A 20,105-nucleotide genomic window follows, 5' to 3' on the forward strand; every position below is an offset into this window, starting at 1 on the left:
CATGAAGATTCGTTCCCTGCTGGCGCTGGCCGTTTGCGGCCTGCTCGTCCAAGCGCCGGCCTTTGCCCAGCAGTCGTCGGCGCCCGCGACCTCGGATGCGGTGCGCGACGCCCTCGCCAAGAAGGACGGCGACGCCGACAACACCACCTTGCTGAAGGAGACGCTGACCGCCGTCGACAAGCAGTATTCGCTGATCCGCAAGGGCCAGGTCCAGCTGAACTACGAACTGAATTACGCCTACATCGGCCAGGAGAAGATCAACACCGACCTGAGCTCCGGGCTCGCGACCCTGTTCTCGATCGAGAACAGCAATTCGCACACGGTCACCAACACCCTGATGCTCGACTACGGCGTGCGCAACAACCTGACCGCCAACGTCATCATGCCCTTCATCAGCCGCTACGCCGACAATACCGGCTACTCGGGCGTCTCGCACACGATCGGCGACCTGGGCCTGAACGTGCGCTGGCAGCCGCTCGAGGTCAAGCGCGACGAGCCGACCTTCACCATCACCGGCGGCGTGCGCCTGGCCACCGGCGAGAGTCCCTTCAAGGTCGACAGCGAAAAGGGCCTGGCGACCGGCTCCGGCGTCAACACCTTCAGCCTCGGCGCCAACGTGACCCGCATCGTCGACCCGGTGGCGCTGTTCGGCTCCGTCAACGTCGGCTACGGCCTGAAGGCCAAGCACCTGCACCAGCAGCTGACCGGCGCCACGCTGCGCGAAGTGCAGCCGGGCGCCAGCTTCGGCTTCGGTCTCGGCTTCGCGTATGCGCTGTCGTACAAGATCACGACCTCGTTCTCGTTCCAGGAATCGATCTCGGCACGCTCCACGCTGACCTTCGAAAACGATGCCGGGACCCGCACCAAGGCCCAGACCCAGACCCAGAGCGCCGGCATCCTGTCGATCGGCCTGGGCTACCGCTTCACGCCCAAGACCACCGTCAACGTCACCGTCGGCGCCGGCCTGACCGCGGCGGCGCCGAACCTGTCGCTGACCATGAGCGTGCCGCTGCTGCTGAAATGAAGACCCGCCTGCTTGCCGCCGCCGTGGCCTCGGCCACGCTGGCCGTCGCGCTGCCGGCGGCGCGGGCCGGCGTCACCGACAACCTGGCCACCAGCCCGACCGCGATGGCGATGGGGAATGCGGTGACGGCCGACCCGCCGGGGATCGAATCGATCCACTTCAACCCCGCGGGCCTGGCGCGCCTGACCGGCAGCCAGCACATCGACACCCTGTTCGTCGCTTCGATCCGCAATCCGAACAAATTCGTGACCGCGCCCGACATCGACATCGGCGGCTTCAAGGACGACCCGATCAACGGCACCTCGAGCGGACCGGTGCGGCAAGCCATCGGGATTCCCTTCATCGGCATACCGAAGGCGCGCCTGCCGGCGGTGGCGGTGCCGGGGCTGGGTTTCTCGTACAACGCGCCCGGCTCGAACTGGACCTTCGGCACCCTGGTCTACCTGTCGCAGGCGATGAGCGTGGACCGCACCAAGGACCCGAACGACCCGGCGCGCTTCGACGGCCGCCTGGTCCAGCTGGAGCGTCTGAACTACCTGTCGCCGACCGCCGCCTACAAGATCTCGGACACGCTGCGGGTTGGCCTTTCGGTGCCGATCGCCTATTCCATCTTCGCGATCAACACCGACTTCCGTGCGCCGAACAAGCTGCTCGGCACGGTCGGCCAGCTGCAACGGGCCCTGTGCCCGAACGGCAACGGCACGGTCATCGACACCCTGACCTTCGGCCTGTGCGGCGGCGGTCCGGAAGCCATGGTCGACCCGTTCAAGCGCGCGGCCAACATCGACTTCGACCTGCACGCCTCCTTCGATCCGACCGTCAATGTCGGCATCCTGTGGGAGCCGAAGAAGTGGTTCGCGCTGGGCCTGGTCTACCAGGGCGGCAGCACCACCACCTTTCGCGGCCAGTACATGGTGCACTCCGACCCGATGCTGCGCGGCTTCGTGCGCGGCCTGAATTCGAGCCTGCTGGGGCCGATCGTCGGTGCCGTCACCGGCATGCCGTCCTCCATCCCCGAGTACCAGAGCGGCAACATGACGGCGAAGATTCCCTTCCCGTGGCGGGTGCAGGCCGGCATCAAGCTGATGGCGACCGACTACGTGCAGCTGAACGCGGACGTCAGCTATGCCGACTGGAACAAGTGGAACCAGCTGACCTTCGAGTTCGACCAGAGCGTCAAGCTGCTCGAGATGGCGCGCCTGTTCGGCTATGCGAACTCGCGCCAGGCCACCTTCAAGATGGGCTTCAGGAGCGTGGTCAACTTCAGCTTCGGCACCCAGATCAACCTGACCAGGAAGCTGTCGCTGCGGGCCGGTTACGAGCCGCGCAAGAGTTCGATCCCGGGCAACCAGATGAGCCTCCTGGCGCCGCTGCCGGACACCAAATTGAAGAGCCTGGGCCTGCGCTACAAATTCGACAGCGGCGCCGAGGTGAACCTCACCGGCAGCTACATCAAGGGCAGCTACGACATCCCGGCGCGCAGCGACTGCAACCTGAACTGCGACAATTTCTTCAACCTGATCTATAACCCGTATGCGGCGACCTCGGTGTCGGGGAGCCTGATTGTGCGCTATTTTGGCGCGTCTTATACGCGCCCGTTTTAGCCGCGCGTCGTATACGCGGCCGTTCTGAACTTACATTTGGAGTGATGAGATGAACATGTCCCGATCGATGTCTGTAATAGGTGTGGCCGCGGGCCTGGCCCTGGCCCTGGCGGGGAGCGCCTGCGCCCAGAACGCGGCGGGCGTGCCGGCCGAGAAGCAGGCGCCGGTGAAGCGCGTACTGGCCAAGATGGCGCTCGATTCCGTCGGCATGCAGATGCTGCAGGCCCCGGTGGCCGAGATGGTCCGCCAGTCGCGCGTGGTGGTCACCAGCCGGGTGCCGGCCGAGAAGCAGGAAGCGGCGATGAAGGAGGTGACCGACGAGGCCAATAAATTCATCGAGCAGGAAGCGCCGCCGCTGCGCGCGAGCACCCAGGCCGTGGTGCAGTCGAGCGTGGCGCCGCTGCTGGCGCAGAAGTTCAGCACCGAGGAACTCAAGCAGCTGGCCGACATCCTCGAGTCGCCGCTGCTGGCCAAGTTCGAGAGCCTGGTGCCGGAGATGAAGCGGACCGTCGGCGAGAACGTGGCCAAGGCCAACGCCGCTCAGATCCAGCCGAAGATGACGGAGCTGCAGAACCGCGTCGGCCTGCGCCTGCGCACCGCGGTGGGGCAGTAAGCGATGGACTGGATGACGCAGAAGCGCGAGAAATCCCAGCTGGGTCAGATCCTGCTGGGCAAGAAGCTGATTTCGGAAGCCCAGCTGGATGCGGCGATCCGCGAGCAGGGCCGCAGCGGCCGCAGGCTGGGCGAGATCCTGGCCGACATGAAGCTGATCACCGAAGCCCAGGTACGCGGTGCGATCCGGCGCCAGCGCAACCTTCGGATGGCGGCGGCGCTGGCGGCGGCCCTGCTGGGGCCCTTGCACGCCTATGCCGCGGTGACGGCGGCGCCGGCCGCGGCGGTGTCGACCCGCGCGGCCGGCGAGCGCTCGCTGCGCGAATTGTCGGACGAGGAGCTGGGCGAGATCATGGCCCAAGGATGGAACAAAGGCGGGGACGACGCCGCCCTGCGCGACCAGGCCCGCCAGCTGGAGCTGCGCCTGGCCGCCCTGACCGGCCAGGCCGGCGTGAATGCGGCCCGCAACCCGGTGAGCGCGCTGCCGGACGGCGGCGTGCGTGTGCTGGGCGAGCTGGCCCAGGTCTTCAATCCGCTGGCGATGCTGCTGTCGGCCGACACCACGGTGCGCGACGTGAGCTATGACGCCGCGAATTCGCACGCAGTGATCAACAAGGACGGTTCGATCACGCTGCGCATGCCCAGCACCATCGGCGAGATCAGCTTCCGCAATATCCGCGTGGGGAGTGCGCCGGGGCCGAGCTTCGGCAGCGTGGAAATTCGCGATATCGATTTGCGGGGGACGACGATCAGTGTGAAGCCGCACTGAAATCGTTGGCTTCAAAACGTCGTCCCCGCGCAGGCGGGGACCCAAGTTTGCGAGCGTTAACGCAGCGCATGCAGAACTTGGATCCCCGCCTTCGCGGGGACGACGTAATTTTAGTGCGGGCGACCTTGTTTTATCGGTTGGCTCAGCGCAAGCCGAGCAGCGCCAGCACGCGTTCGCGGCTGACGCCCACCAGCGCCGAGGTCAGCGACAGCAGCGACTCGTAGTCGGGCTTCGTGGCGGTGCTGGCGAACTGCTGGGCCGCGTCCTGGGCTTCCGGCGGCGGGGTGGTCGCCTGGGTCATTTCGACGGTGGCGGCCGACAGCGCGTTGCTGGCGGCGTCGCGCGAACGGCGTACGCGTTCGAGCGCCTGCACCACTTCGCGCAGGCTGGAACGCAGGGCGTCGCCGGTGCTGTCCGCGGGCCACTGCTGCGGGGCGAGCGCGGGCGAGACTTCATCGGTGGCCACGCGGCCGCGGCCACTGATCGCGATGCTGTCCTTGACCGCCGGCCAGTTCGATTCCGGCGTCGAAAACACCAGCCCGCCCTGGCCATCGAGACCGGCGCGCACGCCCATCGGCGACATCGCGCGGTCGATCGCGGCCGCGATCTCGTCGTCGGTCTGGTCGGGGCCGATGCTCACCGACAGTTGCGGACCGCCGTTGCCGCCGACCGAGAAGGCCAGGCTCTGCGGACCGGCGCTGCGCAGCGAGGCGAGATCCAGGCCGCGGATGCGGAAGCGCTGGGTGGCCGGGTTGCCGGTGAAATTCAGGTTGCTGTCGATGCCGCCGCCGGCGTTCTTCTGGCGCGCGGCGAGGGTCGCGGCAAGCTGGCGCACCTGGGCGCCCAGCTGGCTGTCGTTCTGCTGGCGGGCGGCGCTGCGGGCGCCGGCCAGCTTGGTGCTCAGCGCGCCCTTCACGGCTTCGAGCTGGCCCTGGACCTGGTCGAGATAGTCGAGCGCCTGCTGGGCGCGGGCGACCTGGTCCTGCAGCGCGCCGACGGCGCTGGTGGCATTGATGCGCAGCGGAGCGGCGGCGCTGCCGGCCACCTGCTTGTCGGTAGCGCCGGTTTCGCCCGTGTTCGTGGCGGCGCGTGACCGCACCACGGGCGCCGAGACGCGCGCGCGGGTGTCAAGGGGGCTGCCGGTGCCGCCGGCGGTCGTTGTACGTAATGTGGTTTCCATTGCGGATCAGAGCGCTGCGAACAGGGAGAGATTACCGATCTTGCTGTATGCCTTGTAGCTTGCCTGGAGTGCCGTCGAATAGCCGTTCAGATCGATCGCCGCCGTACCGACGTCGAGCTGGCTGAGGTCGAGCAGCGCCGTCTGGTTCGACAGGCTGACGTTCGCGTGGTTGGCGTCGATCGTCTTGAGGATGTTCTGCTGGCCGCCGAGTACCGCGACCTTGCCGGAAAAGAGATTCATGGCGGCGTCGAAGCCGTCCAGGTTGTTCGAGAGGACGGTGCGCACGGCCGGATCGCTCGGGTTCACGCCCGGCGCCGACAGGGTGGAGATGGTCTGGTCGAGCTGGTTGAGCAGCTTTTCCAGGCCGCTCACGTTCTGGTTCGCGACCTGGGTGATGCCGTTGCCGACCACCACGGTCTGGTCGTTGACGTTGCCGGCGAAGCTGTAGCGCGAGCCCAGCGGCGCGCTGGCGTCGAAAGCGATCGGCGCGACGTTGGTGGCGGTGCCGGAGAACAGGTAGCGGCCTTCCTGGTCGATCGAATTGGCGGTGTACGTCAGGCTGTCGCGCAGGGCGCTCAGCGAGGTCACCATCGCGTTCAGGTCGGCCGGGGCATTGCTGCCGTCCGAGGCCCACACCAGCAGGTCGCGGCCGGAGTTCATGTCGCCGGTCATATTGCCCAGGTAGACCTCGTTCTTCGACAGGCGCTGCTGCACCGCGACGATGTTGTCGCGGTACTGGGCGATGGAAGCTTCCTCGCGTTTCAGGCGCGAGATGCGCACGCTGCCGACCGGGTCGTCCGACGGCACCTGGATGCGGTTGCCGTTGGCCATCTGCTGGGTCAGCTCGGTGATGCGGGCCTGGTTCTTCTGCAGCGATGCATTCATCATCGCCTGGTATTGGCTGGTCGCGATACGCATGGTTCTCTCCCTACTCTCAACCCATCATCGCCAGGGTGGCGTCGAACAGTGCGTTCGCGACCGACATCACCTTCATATTGGCCTGGTACATTTTCTGGTATTCGACGAGATTCACCGCTTCCTCGTCCTGGTTCACGCCGCTGGTCGACTGCCAGTCCGCCTCGGCCTGGCCGCGCATGGACTGGTAGGTGTCGAGCGCGCCCTTGTTCTGCTGGCTGTCGACCGCCAGCTTGCCGACCAGCTGGGTGTCCGCGTCGCTGAGCAGCACCGAGCCCAGGCCGGTGAGCGAGATCGACTGGCTCTTGATGGCGACCAGCTTCTGCAGGTTGCCGGTGTCGCCGGGCGTGCCGTCGCTGGAGAAGGCCAGGTCGGCAGTCTGGAAGCCGCTCGCCACCTGCAGCATGTTCGAAGTGCTGCCCGGGGTGTAGACGAACAGCGGCTTGCCGGGGTTGCCGTCCATGGTCTTGCCGAGCGCGAGCTGGTTGTTGACCTTGTCGGCCAGCTGCTGGGCCATCTCGGCCACGTTGTTCTGCAGCGGCAGCAGCACGTCTTTCTCGTAGGCGGACAGGCCGCCCAGCTGGCCGCCGGCGCGGGTCACGTCGAGGCCGAAGGTGGTGCCGGCGAAGCTCAGGCTGAAGCTCTGGTCGGCGCTGCCGGTGACGGTCAGCTTGCCGGCGACGCTGCCCAGCACCAGCGACTGGCCGCTTTTCAGCGAGACGTTGCGGGTGCCGTCCGGCTGGTCGCTGACTTCGAGCGCCATCTGGCTGGCCAGGCTGTCGATCGCCTGGTCGCGCTGGTCGATCAGCGAGGAGGCATTGCTGCCGGTGGCATTGGCGTTGGCGATGCGGGAGTTCAGCGAGGCGATCGCGGCGATCGAGGTGTTGGCCGAGTCGACGATCGCGCTGCGCTGCTGGCGCAGCGACTGCAGCTGCGAGTTGTAGACGTTGTTCAGGCTGTTGAAGCGCTGCGACAGCAGGCCGGCCGCGGTCACCACCTGCTGGCGCAGCGGGGTCGAGGTCGGATCGACGCCGGCCACCGCGTTTAGGGCCGCGAAGAATTTGTCGATGCCGCCCGACAGGCTGGCGTCGTCGTTGCCCATCACGGTTTCGAGCTGGGTCAGGTAAGGCTGGGTCTGTGAACGCTCGCCCAGGTCGGACCCGGCGCGCCACAGCTGCTGGGTCTTGTAGTTGTCCGAAAAACGCATCAGCGAGCTGACGATCACACCGTTGCCGGCCTGGGTCGAGCCGGCCGCGGGGCCGACCGCGCTCAGCAGGGCTGCCTGGCGGGTGTAGCCCTTGGTCTGCAGGTTGGCGATGTTCTGGCTGCTCGAGGACAGGGCCAGTTGCGATGCCAGCGCGCCGGACAGTGCGTTATTCAGGATGCTCATTGCGTGTCTTTCTTATTCGGGATCAGCAAGCGATCAGCAAGCGATCAGTAAGCGGTCAATCATCAAGGGCGACCGTTTACTTGGATTTATTAAGTCCTTGCGGCAACAATTGCCGCAGAATCGCATCCGCCACGCCGAAGGCGCGCTGGTTCGCCATGTGGCCGGCCAGCAGCTTGTCGGCCATGTCCAGCATGTCGCTGTTGACCGGATCCTTCATCGGGCTGTCCTCGGGCGCCAGGGTGCGCTGGCTTTCGCGCATCTGCTGCAGCATGTGCGAGATGAAGAAGCTCTCGAATTCGACGGCGGCCTTGGTGGCCTTCTTCACGTATTCGCGGTCCGCCGAGGCGGGGGCGGGCAGGTCGGCGGCCGGCGCCACCGTGCCAGTGTCCTTGTCGGCGGCTTGCGCCTGTGCGTTCAGCGGGTCGAGTTTATCGAGCATCAGATCACCACCAGTTCGCCTTCGATGGCGCCGGCCTGGTCCAGCGCCTGCAGGATCGCCATGATGTCGTCCGGCGACGCGCCCAGGCTGTTGACCACGTCGATGATGGTCTGCAGCTTGGCGCCGGCCGGCCAGTGGAACATCTGGCCCGAGCCCTGGTCGACGGAGACCTTGGATTGCGGCGTGACCTGGGTCTGGCCCTTCGAGAAGGGGCCAGGCTGGCTGACCGCCGAGCTTTCCGAGATCACGACCTTCAGCGCGCCGTGGGTGACGGCCGCCGATTTCACGCGCAGGCCGTCGGAGATCACCACGGTGCCGGTGCGCGAGTTGAACACGACCTTCGGCACTTCGAGGCCGGCTTCGACCGGCATGTTTTCCAGCTTGGCCACAAAAGCGACCCGCTCGGTCGGATTGACCGGCGCGACCACTTCGACGCTGGTGCCGTCGGCGGTGGTGGCGACTTGGCCGAAGCGGCGGTTGATGGCCTCGACGACGTTGGTGGCGGTGTCGAAGTTCGGATGGCGCAGGCGCAGCACCACCTGCTGGCGGGTCGCGAAATCGGTCGGGATCTCGCGCTCGATCTGGGCGCCGTTCGGGATCCGGCCGCCGGTCGGTGTATTCACCGTCACCGAGGAGCCGCTCTTGCCGGATGCCGACAGGCCGCCGACCACCAGGTTGCCCTGGGCCAGGGCGTAGACTTCATTGTCGGCCGCGCGCAGCTGGGTGAGCAGCAGGGTGCCGCCGCGCAGGCTCTTGGCGTCGCCCAGCGAGGACACGGTGACGTCGATCGCCTGGCCGCGGCGGTAACCCGGCGGGAACACGGCCGACACCATCACCGCGGCGACATTCTTGTTCTTCGCTTCTTCGCCGTTCGGCAGCTTGACGCCAAACTGCTTGAGCATGTTGACCACCGACTGGCTCGAATACTTCACCTGGGTCGAGTCGCCGCTGCCGTTCAGGCCGACCACCAGGCCGTAGCCGACCAGCGGGTTGTCGCGCACGCCTTCGACGCTGGCCAGGTTGCGCAGCGGCTGCACGCGGCTCTGCGGCATGGCGGTAGCCGCCGCGCTTGCCGGACGGGCGGCCGACGCGGCCGGCGCCGCCAGGGCGGGCAGGGCCAGGGCCGCGGCCAGTGCCATCGAAATGATACGGAAAACCGAACCAGTGGAAGAAATTCGAATCATGTTTTGCCTTGGGTAGCGCTCAGAACGGCATCAGCGGACCGGTGAAGAACCGGGTCAGCCAGCCGGGCGTGTTGGCTTCGGCCAGCGTGCCCTGGCCGGAGTAGGCGATGCGGGCATTCGCCACGCGCAGCGAGGACACCTGGTTGTCGTTGTCGATGTCGGCGGCGCGCAGGTAGCCGGCCACGCGCAGGAATTCCTCGCCCTGGTTCAGTTGCAGGCGCTTCTCGCCGGCCACGCGCAGCAGGCCGTTCGGCAGCACTTCCTGCACGATCACGGTGACGGCGCCGGACAGCGCGTTCTGCTGGGTGCTGGTGGAATCGCCCTGGAAGCTGCGGTCGGCGCTGGCGCCGACGCCGGTGCGGCCCAGGGGCTTGCCGAGCAGGGTGATCGGGTTCACGGTGGCGCTCGACCCCTTCGAGAAGCTGGTACCGGCCTTCTTGCTGGCCTGGGTGGTTTCCTGCAGCAGCACGGTGACGACGTCGCCGACGCGGAAGGCGCGCGCATCGGAGGTCAGCGACACGGTGTCGGACGAGAACACGCCGCCGGAGATGCCGGCGCGGGCCGCCGACGCCTTCGGCAGGGCCAGCGCGTCGTCGACCGGCTTCGGGTTGTTCAGGGGGACGCTCGAAGCGCAGCCCGCGAGCAGCAATGCGGCTACTGCCGCGGTGGTCAGACGGATCATGTGATGAGCGTATTAGCGGGAAGCGGAAGCCAGGTACTGCAGCATGTTGTCGGCGGCCGACAGCACCTTGGTGTTCATCTCGTAGGTGCGCTGGGCGGCGATCATGTCGACCATCTCCTCGACCACCTGCACGTTCGAGCCTTCCAGCGCGCCCTGCTTGATCTTGCCGAAGGCGCCGTCGCCGGCCCGGCCTTCGTTCGGGGTGCCGCTGGCGGCGGTTTCCTGGAACAGGTTCTCGCCCAGGGCCTGCAGGCCGGCCGGGTTGACGAAGGTGGTCAGGGTCAGCTGGCCCAGTTCGGTCGGCGCGATATTGCCCGGGACGGTCGCGCTGACCATGCCGTTCTCGCCGATGGTGATGCCGGTGGCGTTGTTCGGCACCGTGATCTGCGGCACCAGCGGCAGGCCTTGCGCGTTGACCAGCACGCCGTTCGCATCGACCGCCAGCTGGCCGGCGCGGGTATAGGCCGGCTGGCCGTCCGGACGGCGCACTTGCAGGAAGCCGTTACCGGAGATCGCCACGTCGAGCGACTGGCCGGTGGTCTGGATGCTGCCGTTGGTGAAGACCTTCTGGGTGCCGACGATGTGGGTACCGTTGCCGAGCTGGACGCCGTTGGAGACGGTGTTGTCGGCGGTCTGGGCGCCCGGCTGCTTGTCGACCTGGTAGAACAGGTCTTCGAACACCACGCGGTCGCGCTTGAAGCCGACGGTGTTCACGTTGGCCAGGTTGTTGGCGATGGCTTGCAGTTTTGCGTCCTGGGCCTGCACGCCGGTCTTGCTGATCCACATTGCTGGATTCATGGACTACTCCTTGTTCATGGGGTCAGAGCCCGGTTCTCTCGGGTGGGCTCTGACCCCATCTGATTACGATTAGGCGCCGATGAGACGGTTGCCCGCTTCATTCATGCTGTCGCTGGCCTTGAACAGGCGCATCTGGATTTCGAAGCTGCGGTTCAGGCTCATGGTCGCGACCATTTCCTCGACCGCCGAGACATTGCTGCCCTCGAGGGCGCGCGGCTTGACCTTGACCGCCGGGTCGGCCGCCAGGTTGGCGCCGTCGCGGGTGACGATCAGGCCGGCCTCGTTCTTGGTCAGTTCGGTGCCTTCGGCATTCACGAGCTTGAGCTTGTCGACCACCTGCATCTGGGTCGCGCCTTCGGTCAGCACCGAGATCGTGCCATCTAGGCCGATCTCCACCGCGGTGTGCGGGGGCAGGGTGATCGGACCGCCTTCGCCGAGCAGCGGACGGCCGTGCACCGACAGCGCGCCCTCGGCGTCGATCTCGATCTCGCCCGAGCGGGTATAGGCTTCGCCGTCGCCGAACTGCACGGCGAGGTAGCCCTGGCCGCCGATCGCGACATCCAGCGGACGGCCGGTTTCGCGCACGCTGCCGGCGCGGGTCAGGACGGCGTCGGCCCGCATGGTCGACAGGTGGCGGTCGTCGTAGCCGAAGCCGGCCAGCTCCGTGTTCCCTGCCGTTTCCATGCTGGCGCGGAAACCGGAGGTATCCATGTTCGCCAGGTTGTTGGCGTGGACCTGCTGCGAGCGCAGCAGGCGTTCGGCGCCGGAGACGGCGGTGAAGATCAGCTTGTCCATTACAGGGCCTGCATCAGGGCCTGCATCATCTGGCTCTCGGTGGTCAGCACCTTCGAGTTGGCCTGATAGTTGCGTTGGGAGGTCATCAGGCCGACCAGTTCGGAGGTGATGTCGACGTTCGAGCCTTCCAGCGCGCCGGTGTTCAGCTTGCCCGACAGGCCCACGCCCGGCACGCTGTACAGGGCGGCGCCGGAATCGGCGTTGGCGGTCCAGCTGGTGTCGCTGATCGCCTGCAGGCCGCCTTCGTTGGGGAAGGTCGCGATGGCGACGGTGCCGACCACCTGCGACTGGTCGTTGCTGTACTTGGCGACCAGCGAGCCGTCCTTCGACAGCTCGACGCCGACGAAGGCGCCCGAAGCGTAGCCGTCGCTGCGGTTGGTGGTGGTGGTGGCTTCGCCGGCGAAGCGGGTGGTGCCGGTGTAGTCGAAGGCGATGGAGCTTGCGGCTGCGCCGCCGGTCGCCGGGATGGCGACGGTGCTGGTGCCGCCGCTTGCCAGCGCGCCCTGGTTGTCGAAGGTCAGCGTCGCGCCCTTGGTCGGGGTGCCGGCCGAATCGACGGCGTAGTAGACGTCGACGGTATTGTCGCCGGTCTTGACGAAGTAGGACGAAACGGTGTGCTGGGCGCCCAGCGAGTCGTAAGCGACCGACTGCTTGACCATGTTGTAGGTGGTCGAATCGCCCGGGCTCGGAGTGCCGGCGATCGGCTTCCAGTCGGACGACAGATTGCCGACGAAGTTGACCTTGGTGGTCGCCACCGCCGGGATCTGGCCGGTCGGCACCAGGAGGTCGCCCATGATGCCCAGCGCGCCGCCGTTGGCCGGACCGTAGCCCTGGACCTTCTTGCCGTTGCTGTCGATCAGATAGCCCTTGGTGTCGGTCGAGAAGATGCCGACGCGGGTATAGGTCAGGCCGCCCTGCGGGTCGCGGCTGACGAAGAAGCCGCGGCCGTCGATGGCGGCGTCGAGGGCGCGGCCGGTGGTCTGGGTGCTGCCGTTCTGGCCGATGGTCTGGGTCAGCGAGCCGACCTGCACGCCGTTGGCGGACGTGCCGGCATAGACCGAGGCGAAGTTCGCGCGGCTGCTCTTGAAGCCGTAGGTGGCGGCGTTGGCGATGTTGTTCGAAGTGGTTTCCAGCGACTGGTTGATGGCCTGGATGCCGGACAGGGCGATGTCGAAACTCATGTCGATTCCTTGTTCTTTAAGATGCGGTTTTACCGTTGAAACCGGTGATGGACGAGGGATCGACCTCGCCGATGTTCGCCACCTGCAGCACCACGCCGCCGTTCGCGACGCGCACGCTGTTCAGGCGTGCGGCGACTTCGATCTGCGGGGAGGTGCCGTCCGAAGGCTTGGCCTGGATCGCATAGGTACCCGGCGGCAGGCCAAGTGCATCCGGGTCGATCGTGAACGACTGCGCGCCCGAACCATGGGCGCCCAGTTCGATCGTGTGCTGCTGGCCATCGAGGCCGGTCAGCACCAGCGTGGTGGCGCTGCTGGCGCCGTTCAGCTGGATGCTGCCGTTGACCTTGCTGCCGTCCAGCTTGACGGTATTGGTCGCGACCGTGACTTCCGAGCCGACCTGGCTGCCCATCGCCAGGGTTTGCATGCTCTGCAGGATGCTGGCGTTGGCGGTGGTCATCTGCGACAGGTTCTGCAGCGCCTCGGTCTGGGACAGCTGCGACAGCTGGTTGACGTAGGCGGTCGGATCCTGCGGCGACAGCGGATCCTGGTTCCGGATCTGCGCCACCAGCAGCTTGGTGAACATGTCGCGGTTCTCGCTGGTGCCCGCCTGGGCCGCGACCTTGGCCGAGCCCTGGGCGCCGGTGCCGTTGAACTGGCTGTTGGTGGTGGAGGTGGTGGCGACCATCAGCTTTCTCCCAGCTTCAGCAGCGACTGCTGCATCGACTTGATGCGGCCCAGTACTTCGACATTGGTCTCGAATGCGCGCGAGGCCGACATCATGTCGGCCATCTCGGCCACTTCGTTGACGTTGGTGTAATAGACCATGCCTTCGGCATCGGCCTTCGGATTGTCCGGCTCGTGCACGCGGCGCAGCGGCTCGGCGCTCTGCACCACGTCCAGCACGCGCACGCCGCCGCCGGCGGCACTGTCCATCGCGGCGGCGAACACCGGCTTGCGCGCGCGGTAAGCTTCGGCCTCCGAGCCGGCCGACACGTCGGCGTTGGCCAGGTTGCTGGCGATCGTGTTCAGGCGCACCGACTGCGCCGCCATCGCCGAACCGGCGATCTGGGAGATATCTTTAAAGCCCATGCTGGTCGTGCCCCTTATTGGCCGTTGATGGCCTTGGCCAGGCCACGCAGCTGCATGTTGATGAAGGTGAGGCTGGTATTGAAGTCGGAGGCGTTCTGCGAGAACGCGGCCTGTTCGACGCCGATCTCGACGGTGTTGCCGTCGGCGCTGGGGTGGTAGGGCACGCGATACAGCGGCGAGTCGTCGCCGAGGCTCAGCTGGCCGTTGTCCGCATCCTGGCGTTCCTGCATCATGGCGCCGAAGTCGAGGTCGCGCGCGGTAAAGCCTGGCGTGCTCTCGTTCGCGATGTTGGCGGCCAACACCTTGGTGCGCTCGGCGCGTACCTCGAGCGCGTCGGCATGCACCCCGAGCGCGGCCTTGAAGTTAATCGTCATGTGCAGAAACCTCCGGTTTTATTTGAACTTCAGTGTGATTGGTTAGAATCAGGTTTTTCGCTGACGCTATTGTCTAATGATTGCTTTCCGTAAGGCAACCCTTGTTGCTTCGTCATTTGCATTATTTTGTGCGTTTGCACAAGCCGCCACGCAATCGATTCCGGTGCAAATCGAACAAGCCGCCCGTGCCGAGCTCGACCGGCAGATGGCCGCCGCCGGCTTGACGGAGCCCCAATTCGAGGTTGCCGTCGTTACCAGCCGCGCCGCGCCGCCGTGCGCCCAGAACGTCGTCATCGAAGCGCTCGACACCCGTTCTCCGCAGAGAATGCGCTTCCTGGCGCGCTGTAATGACACCCCCGGATGGCGGTACGAGTACATCGTCCGCGCCCGCGTGACGGCGATGGTGGCCATCGCCGCGGCGCCGGTCGCGGCCAACGAAGCCTTGACGGATGCGCAGGTCACGATCGAGCGTCGTGATATTTCCAACATCGCCGATCCGATCAGTTCGCCTGATGAAGCTGTCGGACAAATGTCACGCCGCATGTTGCGTCCTGGAGACATTTTGCGCAGCGGGCAGCTCAGCGCGCCGGTCCTGGTCAAGCGCGGCGATGCAGTACTCATGATTGCGCGCCGCGAAGGCGTCGAAGTCAGCACGGCCGGCGAGGCGATGGATGCCGGCGCGCGCGGCGCCGTGGTCCGGGTGCGCAACGCCGGCAGCGGCCAGGTGGTGCGCATGCGCGTTGCCGGGCCGGGCACCGTCGAACCCATCGATAGCGGGCTCAGCCGCTGATTCCCTGCAGCTTGCCGGCCAGCCGCGACAACTTGGCCGCGTAGCCCGGATCGGTTGCATAGCCGCCCTTGGCCAGCGCCGAGGCGAAGGCGTGGGCGTTGCTGCCGGCTCCCAGGGCGCCGCGGAAGCGCGGGTTATCGATCAGCATCTGGGCGTAGTCGCGGAAGGCGCTGGCCTGGTCCGGATAGGCGCGGAAGCGCGCGCTCGTCTTGAGCGCTGCGCCGCCGACGTATTCGGTAGTCGCGGATTCGGCGACGTCGCCGGCCCAGCCCTTTCCGGCCTTGATGCCGAACAGGTTGAAGCTCGAGCTGCCGTCGGCGTTGCGCAGCGGGCGCTGGCCCCAGCCCGATTCCAGCGCGGCGTGGGCCGATACCAGTTCGGGCGCGACGCCCAGCTTGTCGGCCGCTTCCTTTGCCCACGGCGCGATGCTCTCCAAAAAAGCCTGCTGGTCGGGCGACGCCTCGCCGCCGTCGCCGACGATGGCGTTGGCGGCCTGGCCGACGCGCGCCTGCCATATGCTGCCTTCCGCGCTCAGCATCGCACGACCGCTGCCGCCAACGAAGCTGTCGCCGCTGCCGTTCTGGATGAAGGACGCGACTTCTTCCTGGACCGAGCCGAAGATGTTCCCGAAGCCGCTACCGCCGCCGATGCCCGCCGTCGGGCGGGTCGCCGCGGTTGGCGCGGTCGCCGTGATCGAGCCAGTGGTGAATTCAGTCTGGCGCATAGAGCTGGTCCTCGCCGTGCAGCACGCGCTGCATCACGGTGTACTGGTCGGCCATCAGCTTGCCGTTGCGGGCGGTGGCCTCTTTGCAGTCGCGCACCTGCTGTTCCAGCTGCTGCCAGTCGGCAGTGGCGCGGCCGCGCTGCGCGGCCGGCAGGCCGTTCAGCATGTCGTCCATGGTGGCGGCGGCGCCGTGCAGGGCGCGCACCAGCTGCACGCGCTGCTGGCGGCGCTGTTCCATGGCGTCGAGCTGGGGCATCAGTTCGCCGGCCAGCGCGCCGAGTTCGGCGGCGCGGTGGCGCAGCGCGGCCTGGAACTGGCGCTCCAGCAGCTCGCGGATGACGGAGCAGGATTGCATGTCGTGCCGGATACCGTCCAGCAGGCGGGCGACAGCCTGGTCGCGGGTCAGACGGCCCATCGTCAGCCCTGACTGCCGTGAAAGCGCTGGATCAGGCCCGCCAGGCGGCCGGCGTCGAAGGGCAGCTCGCCCTTCTGCAGGGCGTCGCGCAGTTCGGCGACCCTGGCGGCGTCGAAGTCGGGCAAGGCTTTCAGCGCGCTTTGCGCCGGCTGCAGCACGCTCGATTCGAGTGCTTCGCTGGCGGCGACGGGGGCTGCGGCGGGAGCGGCCACGGGGCCGCCGGCCTGCGGCGCGATCGTGATGGAAGGTGTGGAGGCGCCTGTGATCTTCATGCGGGATCCTCGGGGTTTGGATTGAATCGTCATGGTTTCTTCGGCAATTGGCTGCGCAGTTCCTTGAGCCCGTCCTCGCCCGGCTTGGTGATCGACACGTCCTTGCTCAGGTCTTCGGTCTGGGCGGGCGTACCGAACATCGCGGTAATGGAGGCAGCCTGTTTGGTCGTCAGGATCAGCAGTTCGATACGGCGGTTGACGGCGGCGTCGGGTTTGGCGGCATCGACCGGTGCGCGGTCGGCCATGCCGACCACCTGCAGGACGCTTTCCTTCCGCATGCCGCCGATCAGGAGCTGGGAGCGCGCAGCCAGCGCGCGATGGGCCGACAGGCTCCAGTTGGAGTAGCTGTTCGGGTCCTTGCTAGTGTACTGCAAGGAGTCCGTATGGCCTACGACCAGCATCTGATTTTCCATGTTTTCGAACAGCGGCGCCATTGCGCGCAACAGTTTTGAAAAACGGTCAACGGGAATCGGGCTGCCGCGCACGAACATGCCCTGGCGGTCGGTATCGTGCAGCATCACGCGCAGGCCTTCCGGCGTGACCACGGTGGCCAGGTTCGATGCCAGGCCGGCATCGGCGCTCATCTTCTGCAGGGCGTGGGCCAGCGCCGCCAGCTCGGACGGCGATTCATAACGGGTGTGCGCGGTGGCCTTGCCGCCGGCGTCCGGCCCCTGCGCGCCGCCGTTCGCCTTCGGCATCGGGAAGCGTTCGATCAGGCTGCCGCTCGGATTCCCGGCGATCTCGTGCCTGCCGCCGCTGCCTTCGATCAGGCCGGCCGCGGTGTTGTCGCGCACGATGCTCTTGAGGGCCGAGGCCTCGCGCGCGGCAATCAGCCACAGCACCAGGAACAGCGCCATCAACGCCATGCAGAAGTCGGCGAATGCCACCTTCCACGCGCCGCCGTGCTCGTCGTCCTGCTGCTTGCCGCCGCCACGCTTGACGATGGTCTCCTCGAGGTGCTTCTCGCCTTTTTTTGCTGCTTGCATGCTGGTCCGCCCCGTCCCTTAAGCGCGCTTCCTGGCGGCGCCGGCGTCTTCGCCGTCGGCCATGGCGTTGATCCAGGTTTCCAGCTGGGCGAAGCTCGGCTTGGTGTTCAGCTGGATCAGGCGGCGGCCGGCGTCGATCGCCAGCAGCGGCGGCTTGCCGGCCACGTGGGTGCACAGCACGACCTTCACGGTCTCCATGGTCGACGCTTCCGAATTCACCAGCTGTTTCATCATGTTGGAGATCGGATCCAGAACGCCATAGCAGAAGAAGATGCCGATGAAGGTGCCGACCATCGCGGCGCCGATGTGCTCCGCGATCTCGGCGGTGTCGGCGCCGCCGCCGACCGAGTTCATGGTCATCACGATGCCGAGCACCGCGGCCAGGATGCCGAAGCCCGGCATCGCCTCCGCGATCTTGTGCAGCGACTTCGAGGGCTGCATCAGCTCTTCGTGGATGGCGTCCAGTTCCTGTTCCAGCACGCCTTCCAGCTCGTGGGCGTTGATCTTACCCATCGCCATCAGGCGGAAGTTATCGACGATGAAGGCCAGCAGCTTGGGCTCTTCGAGGATCAGCGGATAGCGCTGGAACATCGGGCTTTCCTTGGGCGCCTCGACGTGGGCATCGAGCGCCTTCAGGCCGCCGGCGGCGGTCTGCAGCAGTTCGTACATCAGCAGCAGCAGCTGGCGCTGGAATTCCGAGTCGTGCTTCTGGCGGCCGATGATCTTCTTGAACTGGACCAGCAGCTCGGCCAGCACGTGCTTGGGATTGCCCACCACCAGGGCGCCGACGGCGGCGCCGACGATGATGAGCATTTCGATGGGCTGCCAGATGGCGCCGACGGTGCCGCCCATGAAGGCAAAGCCGCCGAATACGGCGCCCAGCACGATCAGGATGCCAAGGATTTGCATGTTGTTACCTTTCTTGTTTGGTCGTTCAGGCCTGGGCCAGCGCCGCTTTCATCTTGGCCAGCGCACTCTTGTTCAGCTGGCAGACACGGGCGTCGGACAGGTCGAGCACGGCCGCGATTTCCTTGTAGCTGAGCTCGAATTCGTAAATCATCTGGATCACGCGCTGCTCGCGCTCGGACAGGGCGTTCAGGGCCTGTTCGAGACTGCGGCGCACGATGAACTGTTCTTCCGGCCCCGGCGCGCTCTGGGCGCGATCGGTCGACTCCTGCAGCACGTCGTCGAAGCTGAGCAGCTCCTCGGCGACGTCGTCCAGCAGGAACTGGCGCCATTCGTCCTGGCCGATGCCGAGGGCTTCCGCTGCTTCCCGGTCGTTCGGCTCGCGGCCCAGCTTGCGGGTGAGGGCGCGCACGGCGTCGCGCATCTTGTGGCTGTCCTGGCGGACCGCGCGCGGACGCCAGTCCTGGCGGCGCAGTTCGTCGAGGATGGCGCCGCGCACGCGCAAGGAGGCATAGCTGGCGAAGCCGGTGTCCGGCGTGCCGTAGCGGCGCAGCGCCTCCAGCAGGCCGATCAGGCCGATCTGTTCCATGTCCTCGCGTCCCATCGCGCCCGACACCTGCGAGTTGAGCTGGCGTGCGATGCGCTTGACCAGCGGCGCATATGCCACCAGGTGGCGCTGCTCCTCCGCTGCGCTCATCGCCGCGTGCATGGCGGCGCCGGCGTACTCGGTGCTGGCGTAACTGTCGGCGTAGTCGGTCATGTAACCCACATTGTCCCCGGCTGCTATTCGATGATCAGTTTGCCGATCATGACTTCCGCAAACGGCTTTTCAGCATGCTTGCGCTCATAGTCGGCATTGAAGGCGCGATTCAGCTGCGCCGCGTATTTTTCGACCGGCATGGTCGAGGCCTCGGCCATCGTGAAGTTCGACAGCGTGCTCACGGCCAGGCTGCGCAGCAGCGGCAGGTTTTCCTTGGTTTCCTTTTCCCTGGACGGCTCGGTGGCCAGCACCAGGTCGGTCGAGAGGTAGTGGCTCTCGTCTTCGTTCGGGCCGCGGCGCAGCATCACGATGACCTTGTCGAGGGTGACGTATTTCATCGGTTTGGCAGCCTTCGGCTTTTCCTCGGCTGCCCTCTTGTCCGCGCCCGCGGCGACGGCCGGCTTGGGCATGAACCACCACACGGCGCCACCGGCGCCAGCGGCGCTCAGGATCACGGCGCCGGCAATGGCGATGATTGTTTTCATTTTGCTCATCGTTGTCTGACCTTAGTCACGTCCACCCAGGGAGAAAGCGGACGCGTTGTTGCCTGCTTCGGCCAGGGCGCGGCCGGGCTGATTGTCTTCCTGCTCGCGGTCCTGCCGGCGGCCGCGGCCCTGCTGCGGATCGCCGAACGGCGCCGCGCCGTTCTTCGGCGCTGGGACGACCGTCACGGCGACCTCGGTGAACTGGCGCTGCGACAGGTCGCTGCGCAGGTTGTCGCTGACGGTCTGCAGCTGGCGCAGCACCTCGCCGTTGGAGGCCGAGATGTTCACTTCCAGCGCGCCGGCATTGTGACGGATCGCGATGTCGATGCGGCCCAGTTGCGGCGGCTCGAGCCGGATCACGGCCTGCTCGATGCCATTGCCGACCTGGACGTTCATGCGCTGGCCGAGCGCTTCCTGCAGGCTCTGGCGCCATGCGGTCGGCGGGCCGGCCAGCTTGACGGTGTCGGCGGCCGCTGCGGTCGGCGCCGGCTGCGATGCGATCGCGCCGGCGAAGGCGGCGCGGTCCGGCGTACTTGCCGGCGCAGCGTTGCCGGTGCCGCCACGGTCGCTGCCCGCATCCTGGCCGCCGGCATTTGCGGCGGCGCCGTCGTTCTGCGCATGGACGGCGAAACGCACCGCCGGCACGGCGTCCGGCTGGACCTGGCGCGCGGCCGGGGGCGACACCGCGTCGGCTGCCTGCGGCAGGGCCAGGGCGCGGTCCGGTGTTGCGG

The 20,105-nt window shown here is 66.8% G+C and carries 25 protein-coding genes; 5 read left to right on the forward strand and 20 right to left on the reverse strand.

From position 1 onward, the window contains the following. The first annotated feature begins 1 nt into the window (after nucleotide 1). From AB4Z32_RS15410 to AB4Z32_RS15425, 4 genes are read left to right on the forward strand one after another with little or no spacing between them, the layout of a single operon-like run. Nucleotides 2-1,024, forward strand: coding sequence for a transporter (locus tag AB4Z32_RS15410; RefSeq protein ID WP_442122730.1), 1,023 nt, complete (start codon nucleotides 2-4; stop codon nucleotides 1,022-1,024). Then, nucleotides 1,021-2,628, forward strand: coding sequence for an OmpP1/FadL family transporter (locus AB4Z32_RS15415; protein ID WP_442122731.1), 1,608 nt, complete (start codon nucleotides 1,021-1,023; stop codon nucleotides 2,626-2,628). Before AB4Z32_RS15410 ends, AB4Z32_RS15415 begins: the two co-directional genes overlap by 4 nt. A 49-nt stretch (nucleotides 2,629-2,677) precedes the next feature. Continuing rightward, nucleotides 2,678-3,241, forward strand: coding sequence for a DUF2059 domain-containing protein (locus tag AB4Z32_RS15420; protein WP_442122732.1), 564 nt, complete (start codon nucleotides 2,678-2,680; stop codon nucleotides 3,239-3,241). Nucleotides 3,242-3,244: 3 nt separating this feature from the next. Further along, entirely contained in the window at nucleotides 3,245-4,009 is a 765-nt protein-coding gene (locus tag AB4Z32_RS15425) for a hypothetical protein (RefSeq protein ID WP_442122733.1), read from the forward strand. 142 nt (nucleotides 4,010-4,151) lie between these two features. On the opposite strand, the gene AB4Z32_RS15430 is transcribed toward AB4Z32_RS15425, so the two are convergent. The 12 genes from AB4Z32_RS15430 to flgB form a co-directional block, all read right to left on the reverse strand. Continuing rightward, nucleotides 4,152-5,189, reverse strand: a complete 1,038-nt coding sequence (locus AB4Z32_RS15430) for a hypothetical protein (protein WP_442122734.1) — start codon at nucleotides 5,187-5,189, stop codon at nucleotides 4,152-4,154. A gap of 6 nt (nucleotides 5,190-5,195) precedes the next feature. Then, nucleotides 5,196-6,107, reverse strand: coding sequence for a flagellar hook-associated protein FlgL (flgL, locus tag AB4Z32_RS15435; RefSeq protein ID WP_442122735.1), 912 nt, complete (start codon nucleotides 6,105-6,107; stop codon nucleotides 5,196-5,198). Between the two features lie 16 nt (nucleotides 6,108-6,123). Further along, complete coding sequence (flgK, locus tag AB4Z32_RS15440; protein WP_442122736.1) at nucleotides 6,124-7,494, reverse strand: flagellar hook-associated protein FlgK; 1,371 nt, start codon at nucleotides 7,492-7,494, stop codon at nucleotides 6,124-6,126. Between the two features lie 76 nt (nucleotides 7,495-7,570). Then, nucleotides 7,571-7,933 carry a rod-binding protein gene (locus AB4Z32_RS15445; protein WP_442122737.1) on the reverse strand — a complete coding sequence of 121 codons (363 nt, stop codon included), beginning with the start codon at nucleotides 7,931-7,933 and terminating at the stop codon, nucleotides 7,571-7,573. After that, nucleotides 7,933-9,072, reverse strand: coding sequence for a flagellar basal body P-ring protein FlgI (locus AB4Z32_RS15450; protein ID WP_442122738.1), 1,140 nt, complete (start codon nucleotides 9,070-9,072; stop codon nucleotides 7,933-7,935). The genes AB4Z32_RS15445 and AB4Z32_RS15450 overlap by 1 nt, the downstream gene beginning before the upstream one ends. A gap of 64 nt (nucleotides 9,073-9,136) precedes the next feature. Next, entirely contained in the window at nucleotides 9,137-9,799 is a 663-nt protein-coding gene (gene flgH / locus AB4Z32_RS15455; protein WP_442122739.1) for a flagellar basal body L-ring protein FlgH, read from the reverse strand. Between the two features lie 12 nt (nucleotides 9,800-9,811). Then, nucleotides 9,812-10,597, reverse strand: coding sequence for a flagellar basal-body rod protein FlgG (gene flgG / locus AB4Z32_RS15460; protein WP_442122740.1), 786 nt, complete (start codon nucleotides 10,595-10,597; stop codon nucleotides 9,812-9,814). A gap of 69 nt (nucleotides 10,598-10,666) precedes the next feature. Beyond that, the gene (locus AB4Z32_RS15465) at nucleotides 10,667-11,392 is read right to left on the reverse strand and encodes a flagellar basal body rod protein FlgF (RefSeq protein WP_442122741.1); all 726 of its coding nucleotides are present in this window, start codon (nucleotides 11,390-11,392) and stop codon (nucleotides 10,667-10,669) included. Then, entirely contained in the window at nucleotides 11,392-12,573 is a 1,182-nt protein-coding gene (locus AB4Z32_RS15470; RefSeq protein ID WP_442122742.1) for a flagellar hook protein FlgE, read from the reverse strand. Before AB4Z32_RS15470 ends, AB4Z32_RS15465 begins: the two co-directional genes overlap by 1 nt. A 16-nt stretch (nucleotides 12,574-12,589) precedes the next feature. Beyond that, a complete protein-coding gene (locus tag AB4Z32_RS15475) occupies nucleotides 12,590-13,258 on the reverse strand; it encodes a flagellar hook capping FlgD N-terminal domain-containing protein (protein WP_442122743.1) in 669 nt (222 codons plus the stop codon). Beyond that, a complete protein-coding gene (gene flgC, locus AB4Z32_RS15480) occupies nucleotides 13,258-13,662 on the reverse strand; it encodes a flagellar basal body rod protein FlgC (RefSeq protein ID WP_442122744.1) in 405 nt (134 codons plus the stop codon). Before flgC ends, AB4Z32_RS15475 begins: the two co-directional genes overlap by 1 nt. A 14-nt stretch (nucleotides 13,663-13,676) precedes the next feature. Beyond that, nucleotides 13,677-14,036 (reverse strand): flagellar basal body rod protein FlgB, encoded by a 360-nt coding sequence (flgB, locus tag AB4Z32_RS15485; RefSeq protein ID WP_442122745.1) that lies wholly within the window; start codon nucleotides 14,034-14,036, stop codon nucleotides 13,677-13,679. 76 nt (nucleotides 14,037-14,112) lie between these two features. Here flgB and flgA point away from each other — a divergent pair, with 76 nt between their 5' ends. Continuing rightward, the gene (flgA, locus tag AB4Z32_RS15490; RefSeq protein ID WP_442122746.1) at nucleotides 14,113-14,826 is read left to right on the forward strand and encodes a flagellar basal body P-ring formation chaperone FlgA; all 714 of its coding nucleotides are present in this window, start codon (nucleotides 14,113-14,115) and stop codon (nucleotides 14,824-14,826) included. On the opposite strand, the gene AB4Z32_RS15495 is transcribed toward flgA, so the two are convergent. The 8 genes from AB4Z32_RS15495 to AB4Z32_RS15530 form a co-directional block, all read right to left on the reverse strand. After that, nucleotides 14,816-15,550, reverse strand: a complete 735-nt coding sequence (locus tag AB4Z32_RS15495; RefSeq protein ID WP_442122747.1) for a glycoside hydrolase family 73 protein — start codon at nucleotides 15,548-15,550, stop codon at nucleotides 14,816-14,818. The genes flgA and AB4Z32_RS15495 overlap by 11 nt on opposite strands. Further along, a complete protein-coding gene (flgN, locus tag AB4Z32_RS15500; RefSeq protein WP_442122748.1) occupies nucleotides 15,537-15,965 on the reverse strand; it encodes a flagellar export chaperone FlgN in 429 nt (142 codons plus the stop codon). Before flgN ends, AB4Z32_RS15495 begins: the two co-directional genes overlap by 14 nt. A gap of 2 nt (nucleotides 15,966-15,967) precedes the next feature. Next, nucleotides 15,968-16,237 carry a flagellar biosynthesis anti-sigma factor FlgM gene (gene flgM, locus AB4Z32_RS15505; RefSeq protein WP_442122749.1) on the reverse strand — a complete coding sequence of 90 codons (270 nt, stop codon included), beginning with the start codon at nucleotides 16,235-16,237 and terminating at the stop codon, nucleotides 15,968-15,970. A gap of 29 nt (nucleotides 16,238-16,266) precedes the next feature. Then, nucleotides 16,267-17,223: a flagellar motor protein MotB gene (locus tag AB4Z32_RS15510; protein WP_442122750.1), complete on the reverse strand. Its 957-nt coding sequence runs from the start codon at nucleotides 17,221-17,223 to the stop codon at nucleotides 16,267-16,269. A gap of 18 nt (nucleotides 17,224-17,241) precedes the next feature. Then, nucleotides 17,242-18,132, reverse strand: coding sequence for a flagellar motor stator protein MotA (gene motA, locus AB4Z32_RS15515; RefSeq protein ID WP_442122751.1), 891 nt, complete (start codon nucleotides 18,130-18,132; stop codon nucleotides 17,242-17,244). Between the two features lie 25 nt (nucleotides 18,133-18,157). Then, nucleotides 18,158-18,889 carry a FliA/WhiG family RNA polymerase sigma factor gene (locus tag AB4Z32_RS15520; RefSeq protein ID WP_442122752.1) on the reverse strand — a complete coding sequence of 244 codons (732 nt, stop codon included), beginning with the start codon at nucleotides 18,887-18,889 and terminating at the stop codon, nucleotides 18,158-18,160. 23 nt (nucleotides 18,890-18,912) lie between these two features. Further along, a complete protein-coding gene (locus AB4Z32_RS15525; RefSeq protein WP_442122753.1) occupies nucleotides 18,913-19,374 on the reverse strand; it encodes a flagellar basal body-associated FliL family protein in 462 nt (153 codons plus the stop codon). 21 nt (nucleotides 19,375-19,395) lie between these two features. Next, a partial coding sequence (locus AB4Z32_RS15530) for a flagellar hook-length control protein FliK (RefSeq protein ID WP_442122754.1) occupies nucleotides 19,396-20,105 on the reverse strand: 710 nt, incomplete at its 5' end.

Source organism: Massilia sp. 2TAF26 (assembly GCF_052115005.1).
Taxonomy (GTDB): domain Bacteria; phylum Pseudomonadota; class Gammaproteobacteria; order Burkholderiales; family Burkholderiaceae_D; genus Telluria.